General features: G+C 43.5%; 12 protein-coding genes and 1 tRNA gene. 10 read left to right on the forward strand and 3 right to left on the reverse strand.

Annotation, left to right across the window (positions count from 1 at the left end):
- The first annotated feature begins 82 nt into the window (after positions 1–82).
- The 10 genes from B9T38_RS01490 (at position 83) to B9T38_RS01535 (ending at position 9,808) form a co-directional block, all read left to right on the forward strand.
- Complete coding sequence (locus B9T38_RS01490; RefSeq protein ID WP_086195088.1) at positions 83–2,863, forward strand: nitrate reductase; 2,781 nt, start codon at positions 83–85, stop codon at positions 2,861–2,863.
- Positions 2,860–3,486, forward strand: coding sequence for a molybdenum cofactor guanylyltransferase (gene mobA / locus B9T38_RS01495; protein WP_086195089.1), 627 nt, complete (start codon positions 2,860–2,862; stop codon positions 3,484–3,486). The genes B9T38_RS01490 and mobA overlap by 4 nt, the downstream gene beginning before the upstream one ends.
- Before the next feature lie 133 nt (positions 3,487–3,619).
- Complete coding sequence (moaA, locus tag B9T38_RS01500) at positions 3,620–4,660, forward strand: GTP 3',8-cyclase MoaA (protein ID WP_086195090.1); 1,041 nt, start codon at positions 3,620–3,622, stop codon at positions 4,658–4,660.
- Position 4,661: 1 nt separating this feature from the next.
- A complete protein-coding gene (locus tag B9T38_RS01505) occupies positions 4,662–4,913 on the forward strand; it encodes a MoaD/ThiS family protein (protein ID WP_086195091.1) in 252 nt (83 codons plus the stop codon).
- Between the two features lies 1 nt (position 4,914).
- Entirely contained in the window at positions 4,915–5,433 is a 519-nt protein-coding gene (locus B9T38_RS01510) for a molybdenum cofactor biosynthesis protein MoaE (protein WP_086195092.1), read from the forward strand.
- 84 nt (positions 5,434–5,517) lie between these two features.
- Positions 5,518–6,441 (forward strand): bifunctional molybdenum cofactor biosynthesis protein MoaC/MoaB, encoded by a 924-nt coding sequence (gene moaCB, locus B9T38_RS01515; protein ID WP_086195093.1) that lies wholly within the window; start codon positions 5,518–5,520, stop codon positions 6,439–6,441.
- Positions 6,438–7,679 (forward strand): molybdopterin molybdotransferase MoeA, encoded by a 1,242-nt coding sequence (locus tag B9T38_RS01520; RefSeq protein ID WP_086195094.1) that lies wholly within the window; start codon positions 6,438–6,440, stop codon positions 7,677–7,679. Before moaCB ends, B9T38_RS01520 begins: the two co-directional genes overlap by 4 nt.
- A gap of 14 nt (positions 7,680–7,693) precedes the next feature.
- Positions 7,694–8,455, forward strand: a complete 762-nt coding sequence (gene modA / locus B9T38_RS01525; protein ID WP_086195095.1) for a molybdate ABC transporter substrate-binding protein — start codon at positions 7,694–7,696, stop codon at positions 8,453–8,455.
- Between the two features lie 26 nt (positions 8,456–8,481).
- Entirely contained in the window at positions 8,482–9,165 is a 684-nt protein-coding gene (gene modB, locus B9T38_RS01530) for a molybdate ABC transporter permease subunit (protein WP_086195096.1), read from the forward strand.
- A gap of 1 nt (position 9,166) precedes the next feature.
- On the forward strand, positions 9,167–9,808 hold the full coding sequence (locus B9T38_RS01535) for an ATP-binding cassette domain-containing protein (RefSeq protein WP_086195097.1): 642 nt from the start codon (positions 9,167–9,169) through the stop codon (positions 9,806–9,808).
- A gap of 102 nt (positions 9,809–9,910) precedes the next feature.
- Here B9T38_RS01535 and B9T38_RS01540 read toward each other — a convergent pair whose 3' ends face one another.
- The 3 genes from B9T38_RS01540 to cysS form a co-directional block, all read right to left on the reverse strand.
- On the reverse strand, positions 9,911–10,360 hold the full coding sequence (locus tag B9T38_RS01540; RefSeq protein WP_086195098.1) for a universal stress protein: 450 nt from the start codon (positions 10,358–10,360) through the stop codon (positions 9,911–9,913).
- A gap of 570 nt (positions 10,361–10,930) precedes the next feature.
- Positions 10,931–11,006, reverse strand: a tRNA-Gly gene (locus B9T38_RS01550).
- A gap of 65 nt (positions 11,007–11,071) precedes the next feature.
- Entirely contained in the window at positions 11,072–12,493 is a 1,422-nt protein-coding gene (gene cysS / locus B9T38_RS01555; RefSeq protein ID WP_086195100.1) for a cysteine--tRNA ligase, read from the reverse strand.
- Positions 12,494–12,767: the final 274 nt, after the last annotated feature.

Here is a 12,767-nt window from a genome sequence, read left to right on the forward strand (position 1 = left end):
TTACGTGAACTCTAAAGATTTAGATAGCTTGGAAAATAGAAGAAATTATTCAAGTGAATTTATTCGATAGAAAGGAGCATCCATGAAGAGTATTCCCATTATGGAACTGCATAGCTCCACAGAAATAAATACCAAAATCACCAATACCACCTGTCCCTATTGTGGGGTGGGGTGTGGTGTCACTGCGACTGTGCAGGACACTGCTTTAGGGAAAAAAGTGTCGATTGCAGGGGATGTCAATCATCCATCCAACTACGGGAAACTGTGCATTAAAGGTAGTAATTTGGCCGATACCCTGGGGCTTGAAACACGTGTTCTTTATCCTATGCTGGGCAGAAAAAATCAGCGTGAAAAGACTGACTGGGATACTGCAATAGATTTAATTGCTGAAAAATTTCAGCAATGTATTGATCAATATGGTCGTGACAGTATTGCCTTTTATGTGTCTGGGCAATTGCTGACTGAAGACTATTACGTAGTGAATAAGTTCGTCAAAGGTTACCTCGGTACAGCCAATATCGATACCAATTCACGACTTTGTATGTCTTCCGCAGTTGCTGCACATAAACGGGCTTTTGGTGAAGATATTGTTCCCGCGAGCTATGCAGATTTTGAACATACCGACATGGTGGTGCTGGTTGGTTCCAATACCGCCTGGTGTCATCCGGTATTGTATCAACGCATCATGCAAGCCAAAGAGCAACGTGATCTGTTTGTGGTGGTGATTGATCCGCGCTTTACCAGCACCTGTGAAGCAGCAGACTTACATTTGCCGATTTTACCGGGGCAGGATGTCACGTTATTTAACGGCTTATTGCAATATCTATCGCAAAATGGTCATGCTGCCCCAGATTTTATTGCTGCACATACCCACGGCTTAGAGCAAGCTTTGATCCACAGCCAAACTGAATCGTCCATTGAAGATGTCGCAGTACGCACCGGTATTGCACTGGAAAAACTGCAAGTTTTTTATCAAAAATCTGCCCAAACTGAAAAAGTCATGACCCTGTTTTCCATGGGGGTGAATCAGTCCTCACAAGGCGTCAATAAAGCCAATAGCATTACCAATTGTCATTTATTCACCGGAAAAATTGGCAAACTGGGTGCGGCGCCTTTTTCCATGACCGGGCAACCGAATGCCATGGGCGGGCGTGAAGTCGGTGGATTGGCCAATATGCTGGCAGCCCATCTGGAGCTAGAAAACGAAAGCCATCAGCAACTGGTGCAAGACTTCTGGCAAAGTCCCTATATCGCCAAGCAGGCTGGGTTTAAGGCGGTTGATCTATTCCATGCGGTAGAAAGTGGCAAAATTAAAGCCATCTGGATTATGGCCACCAATCCGGTGGTGAGCTTACCCGATGCCGATCAGGTCAAACGTGCCTTAGATAAATGTGAATTTGTGGTGGTGTCCGACATTTGCCAAGACACCGACACTACACAATATGCCGACGTGCTGTTACCGGCTTTAGGCTGGGGTGAAAAAGATGGTACAGTCACCAATTCTGAACGCCGTATTTCCAGACAGCGTGCATTTTTAGAAGAGCCAGAACAGGCTAAAGCCGACTGGTGGGCGATCAGTCAGGTCGCAAAACGCATGGGCTTTAGCGGTTTTGATTTTAACAATAGCCATGACATTTTTCAGGAACATGCCCGTTTATCGGCACATCAAAATGCAGATTTAAGCCAGTGCGATATAACGCCATATTTCCGCTATTTTAATTTAAACGGCTTAACAGATTTAACCTTTAATCAATATGATGACCTAAAACCGGTGCAATGGCCGGTCTGGACTAAACATCAGGCAGATGGTTGTGTAGCGCGACTTTATTCCAAAGGTCAGTTTAGTCATGCGGATGGCAAAGCCCAATTTATTGCCATTAGCGCAGTTAATCCCGTCAATCAGGTGTGTAGCGAATTTCCTTTGGTGCTGAATACCGGGCGGATTCGTGACCAGTGGCACACCATGAGCCGTACCAGTTTATCTGCCAATTTAAGTAGCCATCGCGCAGAGCCATTTTGTGAAATCCATCCACATGATGCCTTGAAATACGGGGCCAAAGATGGCGAGCTGGTGGAAGTCAAATCGAAATGGGGGAGTTGTATATTACGCGCCACAGTCAGTGACAACATCCGTCGTGGACAGGTTTTTGCACCGATTCACTGGAATGACCAAGTGGCATCGGATGCACGGATTGGCAAAGTAGTCAATCCGGTGGTGGATGCCATTTCCGGTGAGCCTGAATTTAAGCATACCCCAGTCATCATCCAGCCATTTTACAGTCAGTGGCAAGGCGTCCTCTATGTACGTCAGGGCTTTGAAAAGATTGTGCAATCATCCATTCAGAATATGGTGTGGTGGACCAAAATCATCACCGCCAAAGCTGTGCGTTATGAACTGGCCGACCGTAAAAAATTTACCCAGACCACAGAGCAGTTAAAAGAGCTGTTACCGTTTCAGGATGAAAGTTTTGAATGGCTGAATATTGAAGATCAGACTGCCCATATCAGTCACAGTGTGGTGCTGAAAGATGGGCATTTGATTGCCAGCCTGTATATTGCACCGAAAGCGTTATTACCGGATCGTGACTGGGTCGCCAGTCTGTTTAAACGTGAACGTTTAAGTGCTATGCACCGTAAAGCCTTGCTGGCCGGACAACCGATGTCGATGGCAAATAATGAAGGTCCATTGGTATGTAGCTGCTTTAAGGTGGGTAAAAACCGGATTATTGAAACCATTAAAGAAAAAAATATAACCAATGAAAAACAGGTCACTACATGTTTAAAAGCAGGCGGTAACTGCGGTTCATGTCTGCCTGAAATTCGTGGCCTGATTAAAGCCTGTCAAATGGAGGTGGTAGAATGAGAAAAACATTAAAAAATGCTGTTTATCCGAGCACCGATCTGGTGATTTTAGCCGGGGGACAGGCACGGCGCATGAATGGCATCAATAAGCTGTTGCAGAAATTTGATGACCAGATTCAACTGATCAAAATCCATCAACAGCTAAAATCCGATGTGGCACATGTCTGGATTAACAGCCACCGGGATGATTCGATTTACCAGAAAATTATTCCCAGCATTCATTGCTATCAGGATGATGAAAGCGGCTTTTTAGGTCCACTGATGGGCATGAAAAGTGCCTGGGCACATGTACAGGTCGACTATGTGCTATTTGTCCCTTGTGATGTGACCTATATCCCTTCACGAGTTCTACTCAAGTTGCATCAGGCTTTGGCCAAAAACAGTCTGGCAGAGGTGGCTTATGTGGAAATGAACGGCAAGGCACTCTATCCATTTTGTCTGCTTAAACGCAGTAGTCTACCTACCTTCATCAGTCATCTCGAACAAAAACAGCGCAGTCTAAAACACTGTTTTGCCGACTTGCACGCTCAAGTGGCAAGTTTTAAAAATCGTGCCCTGTTTTTTCACAGCATTAATTCACTGGATGAGCTGCAGCAGCATCAACAACTTAAATTTCTGCATTAAAAATGAATCTTTTGCCTTTGGCACAAAGTTGGAACACTTATTGCAATTCTAACAATAACAAGATTGGGCACTTTAAATCTTGCGCACAATTGCTGTGCGGTAACAGGAAGTTGTTCGAAGATGGATGTTCAACATGAATATGATGACAGAACTTGAAACCGAAGCGCGCTTTGTCGATCAGTTTGGTCGCAGCAAGCGAAAATTGCGAATATCAGTGACCGATCGCTGTAATTTCAAGTGTGTCTATTGCATGCCAGAACACCCTGAATGGATGAAAAAACATGATTTACTCAGTTTTGAACAGCTTTATCATTTTTGTGATTTTATGGTGCATCGTGGCATCGAATTTATTCGCATTACCGGTGGCGAACCTTTAATGCGTCAAGGCGTGGTGCATTTTATTGCACAACTGCAACAGCTCAAAAAGCTGGGTTTAAAACGCATTTCCATGACCACCAATGCCCATTATTTAAAACAATATGCACAGGCGTTAAAACAGGCTGGACTGGATGATCTGAATATCAGTCTGGACAGCCTGGATGCCAATCAATTTAAACAACTGACCCAAAAAGAGCTGGCCCCGGTACTGGATGGAATCCGCGCTGCACAAGACGTGGGACTGTCTATTAAAATCAATAGTGTATTGATGAAGGGGATGAATGATGACCAAATTCTGTCTTTGGCACGCTGGTCGGTGCAGCAAAAAATTATCTTACGTTTTATTGAGTTTATGCCGCTGGATGGTGACCGCAAATGGTCGAGCGCACATGTAGTCAGTGAACAGCAGATTTTAGACACTCTAGCCACTGAATTTGCAGTCACTCACCAGGTAAATGATGCAGCTCAGTCAAGCTCAGATCCGGCACGACAATATCTGATTGATGGTCATCCAATTGGCATTATTTCCACCATCACGAACTCATTTTGTGGAACTTGTGATCGAGTACGTTTAACCGCGCAAGGTGAGTTTTATAACTGCCTATTTGCACCGAAAGGTTTGAATCTAAAAACTGAAATTAAAGCCTTGGCTGCATCTATACCTTTGAGTGAACTGGGCTTGCATCACACTGTATCAAATTATATCTGGAATAAAGAACAGGGCTTTCATGCCATTCAACAACGCTTGAAAAATGAGCCATCCCGTAAAATCAGCATGCATATGATTGGAGGTTGAAATGCCACAAATCAAGATCAAAATTGAAGCCTTCGGTGCAGTAGAACGACAGTTACCTGCAAATTTAGCCCTGTTATGCAGTGCCCGGAGCACCATTGCTGAGGTATTGACACAAGTCGGACAGGATTATCCGGCAGCTTTTGCCATGCTTGAACGTTGTGCCTGCGCCATCGGTGAGGACATCATTCCCCGACAAACCCAGCTTGATACAGACAGTACGCTGGTGCTGTTGTCACCAGTGGCAGGAGGCTGAAATGCCGTTATTGAAAACATTTTGCAGAATTCAGGATACCGACTTAACTTTAGACAGCTTTGATCAGATTGAGCAGTTTCCTGAATGCGGTGGCATAGGGGTGTTTATCGGAACCGTGCGTAATCATCATGAAGGCAAAGCGGTTAAGGCACTGAAATATACTGCGTATGCACCCGTGGTGGAAAAAATGATTCGCCAGATCGAGCAGGAGATTCAGGCTAAATATGGTGTGTCCTATGTACGGGTGATTCACCGGATTGGTGCTTTGGCGATTGGTGAAAAGGCCATTATTGCCATGGCCTATGCTGCACATCGCCGCGAAGCCTTTGCTGCCTGTGAAGAAGCGGTAGAACGGGTCAAGCACGAAGTACCGGTGTGGAAAGAAGAATTTTACCTAGATGGCAGCAGTCAATATGTAGAAGGTTGCTGTATCCGTAAAGATACAGCGGAGCAGGGGTCTGCACATCATCATGCAGATAAACAATCTGCACACAGTGATCATGCCCATTGTCATCATTAAAACAAGATTAAGCTACTCATTGAATCTGAGTAGATGTCAGTCAACAGCATTATTTAAAGTAAAAATGAATTCAGGAAAGATGCAATGAAAAATGTCGGGATGAAAGCCGAGAGTTATCGTACTGCAGTGGCCACAGGGATTCTGCATGCCCCAGCACCTTGCATTGAATTGTTACGTCAGGGCAATACCGAAAAAGGCGATGCGCTGAAGACGGCACGAATTGCAGGGATTTTAGCAGCCAAACGTACCGATGAACTGATTCCGCTATGCCATCCGCTACCGATTTACCGGGCCGATGTGGAATATGAACTGTTTGATGCACATGTGGAAATTATTGCCACGGTGGAAACCATTGGGCCGACCGGGGTGGAAATGGAAGCGTTGACCGCAGTCAGTCTGGCCGGTTTAACGTTGTATGACATGCTGAAACCGCATTGTGAACCGGAAGACCTATGTCTGGATCGGGTTAAGTTGCAAAAGAAAAAAGGCGGTAAATCACACTTTACCCGTGCCTTAAAAGAAGCAATGCCTGCCTCTATCATTGTGCTGTCGGATACCGTGGCTTTAGGCAAAAAACTGGATACGGCAGGGCAGAATGTATTGGAAATTTTACAGGAAGCCAATTTTGGCAATATTGCCTATCAGGTGATTCCGGATAGTCCGGAACAGTTACTGGCATTGATTGAACAGCAGAAAAATGACTATCCCCTGATTTTAACCGTAGGTGGAACCGGGTTGGGGCCGAAAGACTTAACCGTGGAAACCATCCAGCCGTTATTAAAACGGGAAATTCCCGGGCTGATGGAAGCCTCACGCAGTTTTGGGCAAAAACGTACACCTTATGCCGCCTTAAGTCGTGGTGTGGCCGGATATATCGAGAACAGTTTGGTGATGACCTTACCGGGGAGCCGGCAAGGGGCGAAAGAATCGTTGATTGCAGTTCTGCCAGCATTGGTACATTTATTTGATGTGCAAAAAAATATTCCCCATTCAGGGGGTTACCAATGAATAGCCTAATGTCAGGATGTGGTGCTGAAAACGGCTTGATTAGTGTGGATCAGGCACTGGATTTAATCTTGCAGCACACTCAGGTGTTAGCAACTGAACGCCTTGAGCTTAATCAGGCTTTAAACCGCTATTTGGCGCAAGATGTGTATGCTGCCATCAATCTGCCCTTATTTTCGCAAAGTGCGGTAGATGGTTATGCACTGTGTGCCCAGTCCGTAATTGAGCCGCATAGCGAATTTGAACTGATCGGTGAAATCCGGGCCGGACAACAGGATGAGCTGCAACTGAAAGCCGGACAAGCGGTTCGGATTTTTACTGGCGCCAAAATTCCGTTTGGAACCACCACAGTGGCACGTCAGGAAATCGTCAAGCTCATCGATTCAGGCAAAATCGCAATAGTTGAAAACCTGCATGCTCATGCTGATATTCGCAATGCAGGTGAAGAAATTACCACTGGACAGCTGCTAGCCAGTAAAGGCCAACAGCTGTCTGTGGGGGCAATTGCCAGTTTAAGTATGGCAGGCATTCACAGTGTAGAAGTTGTTCGATATCCTAAAGTTGCAGTGGTCATTACTGGAGATGAAGTCGCGAGCAGCATTGAAGATTTTGCAGCAGGTAAAATCTTCGATGCCAATGCGCCGCTGATTCAGGCCTGGTTTCAAAATGCAGGACAGCAGGTTGAAATTTTCCATGTAGCCGATAGCGAAGATGCAGTGAAAGCATTAATTCAGCAATTATCGGACAGCTATGATGTGGTTTTAAGCACTGGCGGTGTCTCGGTGGGAGATTATGATTTTATTCGGCCAGTGGCACTGGATTTAGGCTTCGAACAGCTGTTCTGGAAAGTGAAACAGAAACCGGGCAAGCCGATGTTCTTTGCAGAATTAACCCGCAATGATTGTTCGCGTTGTTATCTGTTGGGTTTGCCGGGTAATCCTGCAGCCGTGTATGTGGGTATGCAAATTTATACCGCAACCTTATTAAATGTGTTGCAGGGGCAAAAACAGCGGCCGGACTGGTTTAGTGCAGTACTCAGCCATGATTTAAAAAACGACAGCCGAGAACGTTTTTTAAGAATGTCCGCCCATTTTGATCAGTCAGTTTTGAAAGTAAAAAGTCTGTCCAAACAGCAATCGCATATGCTCAGCAATTTAGTGCAGGCCAATTGTCTGGTGCGTATTCCCGCAGGGCAAAGCCTGCTTGAAGGGGATATTGTCCAGGGCTTATTTATTCATTAAGGGGCAAAAGAATCATGAAAAAATCTCTGTTTTTCTCAGTATGTCTACCGGTTTCACTTTCAGTTGCACATGCTGAAACAGTCAAAATTTATGCTGCTGCCAGCCTGACCAACGCCGTGAGCGACATTGAAGAAATTTATGCAAAGCAACATCCGAAAACAAATCTTGTAACGGTATATGGGGCTTCATCCGCGCTTGCAAAACAGGTTGAAGCAGGGGCAAGCAGTGATATCTTTTTTTCGGCCGATCTGGACTGGATGAATTACCTGATCAAAAAGAACCTGATTAATCAAAACAGAACCAGGCTCTTATTGTTTAACCAGCTGGTGGCCATCAGTTCAAAAAATTTAAATATTGCATTTAAGCCACAGTCTACTTTTAATTTTGCTCAAGCGTTTAAAGGACATCTTTGTACGGGACAGATGGAATCTGTGCCTGCGGGTAAATATGCCAAACAGAGCCTGATTAAACTAAACTGGTTGAATAGCCTAAATAGACGGATTGTGGGAACAGATGATGTGCGCTCGGCTTTGGCTTTTGTTGAGCGTGGCGAATGTGAGGTAGGTATTGTTTATAAAACGGATGCCCTGATTAGCCAGAAAGTCAAAATCATCGGTACTTTTCCCGCAAACTCACATAGCCCGATTGCGTATCCGCTGGCTTTAACCAAGCAGGGCGAACAGAATAAACAGGCAGTACAGTTTGTACAGTTTGTGGAAAAAAGTGCTCAGGCCAAAGCAATCTTTAAAAAATACGGTTTTAGCCTGAAATCCTAAGCAATCCCTTGGGAGATAAATCAACGATGTTAAGTCCAGAAGAGCTGAGTGCCCTGTATTTATCTGCCAAAGTAGCCGGTTTTGCCACCTTGTTCTGCTTACCTTTTGCCATCGGATTGGCTTGGGTACTAGCACGATATGAATTTCGGCTGAAATTTATTATGGAAGCATGTTTACAGTTGCCGATGGTACTCCCTCCCGTGGTGCTGGGCTATTTGCTGCTGGTACTGTTTGGCAATCAGGGCATCATTGGAAAATATCTGCATACACTGGGCATACAGCTGGCTTTTAACTGGAAAGGGGCTGTATTGGCCTCGATGATTGTGGCATTTCCGTTGATGGTACAACCGATTCGGCTGTCCTTTCAGTTGATGAACCAGCAGCTGGAACAGATTGCTGGTTCATTGGGGGCTGCGCCATGGAGAGTCTTTTTCAGTATCAACTTGCCTTTGGCTATTCCTGGCATCGTGATGGGTAGCATTTTATGTTTCAGCCGCAGCCTAGGGGAGTTTGGCGCCACCATTACTTTTGTCGGTAACATTCCTGATGAAACCCGTACCATTCCCATCGCGATTTATTCCTTGCTGCAACAACCCAATGGTGAAGATATGGCAATGCGTTTGGTGGCCTTATCCTTATTTTTGGCTTTTAGCGCCTTAATTGCCAATTATTTTATTCTGCAAAACTATCAACGCAAATTGGGAGCCTGAAATGTTGAAATGTGATTTTCAATATCAACATGCTGATTTTAGCTTGAATGTTGAACTGGAGATGCAGCAGTCACTTTTGGGCATTGTGGGCGTTTCTGGGAGTGGCAAGAGCACCTTGTTAAAAAATATTGTCGGACTATTCAAACCTGATCAGGGGTATATCCAGTTTAATCAACACATTTTGGTGGATACCTGGCAAAACATTCATCTGCCCATGCATCAACGCAAAATCGCTTTAATTTTCCAGCAGGCCTTGCTGTTTCCGCATATGAATGTCAAACAGAATTTATGTTATGCAGAAAAATGGCTGGCACCCTCGGAACGAAAATTCCAGTTTGATGACATTGTAGATTTGCTGGACTTGAATGCCCTGATTCAGCGTAAAGCCTGGCAGCTTTCAGGTGGGGAAGCACAGCGGGTATCGATTGGACGTGCCTTATTGTCTTCTCCCAATTTGCTGTTATTGGATGAACCATTAACTGGATTAGATGTACAGTTAAAACAGCAAATTTTACCCTTTTTTAAACGAATGAAAGATGAACTGAATGTGCCGATGATTTATGTCTCTCATCATCTGGAGGAACTGGAGTATTTAGAGGCTGATACTTTGCAGTTAAACCACGGTCAATTACAGCATAATTAAACTGATTAGAGCCGGCTCATATTATTAAAAATAGCCTAAGCAATTTAAATCCTAAACTGCTTAAACTATTTCTATAAATATCAAAAAAGCATCTTAAAAGGATTATGGAGTATGTTTAACCACCAGCACGGGAACATGGCTGGCGGTCAGAATATCCTGGGCAATACTGCCAATAAAAGCTTTTTTCAAACCGGTACGCCCATGCGATCCAACCACAATCAAATCAGCCTTTAATTCATCGGCTAGTTCAGCAATGGCCTCACTGGGGGATTGTTTGGCCAGAAGTTTAGTCTCTGCGGCAATGCCTGCTTCAGCAAATCTGGCACCTAGCTCAGCTAATATATTTTTAGCGTGGGCTTGGGCCTCCATAAAATAATCTGTGACTCCAGGTACATTTTTATAAAAACTGACACTGGTTAAAGGGTCGATAATTACCACACTGACTATAGTCACTTTACTTCCTATAGCTTTAGCCAACATCATCGCTTGGTCAGCGGCAGCGAGAGAGATAGGGGAATCATCTACAGAAACTAAGATGTGCTGGTAACCCATGATGTTATCCTCTTGTTTCAATATTTATTATTTGTTCAAAGCTTAACATAGTTAGAATGCTGGAAGGAAAAAAGGTAAAAATGTATCTTTTATATTTAATTCACCAAAATATTAATCATATGAATACACTCAAATATTCATTAAATTTGAAAATTATCTTTTGACTTATAAGAATAAATATCAAACCTATTTTTAATGATAGAAATTTCAGCAGCAAAGCCTGAGAGAATTGACATTTCCAGCTCTTGGCTTTGGTAGCTAACCAGCGCACTCCTTTGTCTAAAGAGATGAGATAGTTGCCAGCATTATGCATGGTTTTGAACACCTGTGGGCTTCTTGGGATTTTTTATCCAATCAAGAAGATTTTGAATTTTTTAGAAAGCTGCTTAGGTGACTATGACTAATAGGGGGCTTTCTGTAGACTTGCTTATCTATCCATGTTGATATTATCGATTAGTTTGGAATTGATCTGTTTTTGTTTAAGCTTTTAATAAGAAGGTTGAAAGATAGAATGATAAAAATTAGCTTATAAAAAAAGCCCCAATATTTCGATTAGGGCTTTTCGTATTCTGGAGCGGGAAAGGAGACTCGAACTCCCGACCCCAACCTTGGCAAGGTTATGCTCTACCAACTGAGCTATTCCCGCAATATGGAAGTGAATTATAGAGAGTTTCTTTCAACTGTCAACTCTTTGTGCTTCCAAATGTTTAATTAATCAGCACGACGCCAAATGGTGCCTTGACGGGTATCTTCCAGAACCACGCCTTGATCGAGTAAATTCTGGCGAATTTCGTCCGCTTTGGCAAATTCCTTGGCCTTTTTCGCATCTTTACGTTGCTGAATCAGGTCTTCAATCTGCTCTTCCGACAAGCCTAATGCTTCCTGACCAATATCTGATTTCAAAAAGTCGTCTACATTATGCTGTACCAAACCTAAGATATTGGTCAAGTGACGTAAAGTTGAATAATACACTGCAGCCTGTTCAGCATTTTCATCTTTCACTGCACGGTTGAGTTCTTTGTTGACTTCAAACAATACGGCAATTGCTTCAGCGGTATTGAAGTCATCGCGCATAGCAGAATTAAAACGTTCAACCAATGCTTCATCTAGAATTTCTACAGTTTTTTCACCATAGGCTTGTTGATATGCCTTAAATGAGTGATAGAAACGGGAAAGGGTGTTCTTTGCTTCTTTTAGTGCTGTGTCAGAGAAGTTCACCGGGCTGCGGTAATGCGAAGAAACAATAAAGAAACGGATCACTTCCGGATGGAATTTATCCATCACATCGCGAATGGTGAAAAAGTTACCTAAAGATTTCGACATTTTTTCGCCGTCGACATTAATAAAGCCGACATGCATCCAGTAATTCACATACTGTTCGCCAGTTGATGCTTCTGATTGGGCAATTTCATTTTCATGATGTGGGAAGGTTAAATCTGAACCGCCTCCATGAATATCAAAATGATTGCCCAGACAGCACGTGGACATCGCTGAACATTCAATATGCCAGCCCGGACGTCCATTGCCCCAAGGTGAAGCCCATGAAGGTTCATTTTCTTTGGCATGCTTCCACAGCACAAAGTCAAATGGATGTTTCTTTTCTACTTCTACATCGACGCGTTCAGAGGCACCGGCTTGCATATCTTCCAGTTTACGGCCAGACAAACGGCCGTATTTGGCAAATTTTTCCACTTCAAAATAGACATCGCCATTTGCAGAAGGATAAGCCGTGCCTTTATTGACCAGATTGCCAATCATGTTTTGCATCTGGTCGATGTAATCAGTCGCACGAGGTGCTTCATCTGGATGTAGGCAGCCTAAGTTTTCAGCATCTTCGTTCATGGCTTTGATAAAACGATCGGTTAGCGCAGTAATGCTTTCCCCATTTTCATTGGCACGTTTGATGATTTTGTCATCAATATCGGTAATGTTACGTACGTATTTTACCTTCCAGCCCTGACTGCGCAGAAAACGAATAATATAGTCAAATGCAACCATAACTCGAGCATGACCAATATGACAGTAGTCATACACAGTCATACCGCAAACATACATGTCGATATGACCTTCTTTACGAGGTACGAATTCTACTTTTTTACGTTGCTCTGAGTTATATAGAATAAAAGGTTGCATAGGTCTTCAAATTGTTTCTACCAAAAGATGGCTCATCTTAACCTAAGCATTTTTTTTCATAAAGTTAAAACAAAAAAAAGCAGGAATTTTTTAGGGATATATGGATGTATAAATGTTGAGTGCCATGACTGATGATGCGCAATGCTCTATTACAAATAAAATCCCGGATCTGTCCCCGTTTTTCTGGAGCATTTAAGACCAGAACCTTCAAAACGAGAGCCTTTTAGAAATAGGCAGATGTAATATCCAGATTTTATAGATCAAGTGAACACTA

This window comes from Acinetobacter sp. ANC 4218 (genome assembly GCF_002135245.1).
Classification (GTDB): Bacteria; Pseudomonadota; Gammaproteobacteria; order Pseudomonadales; family Moraxellaceae; genus Acinetobacter.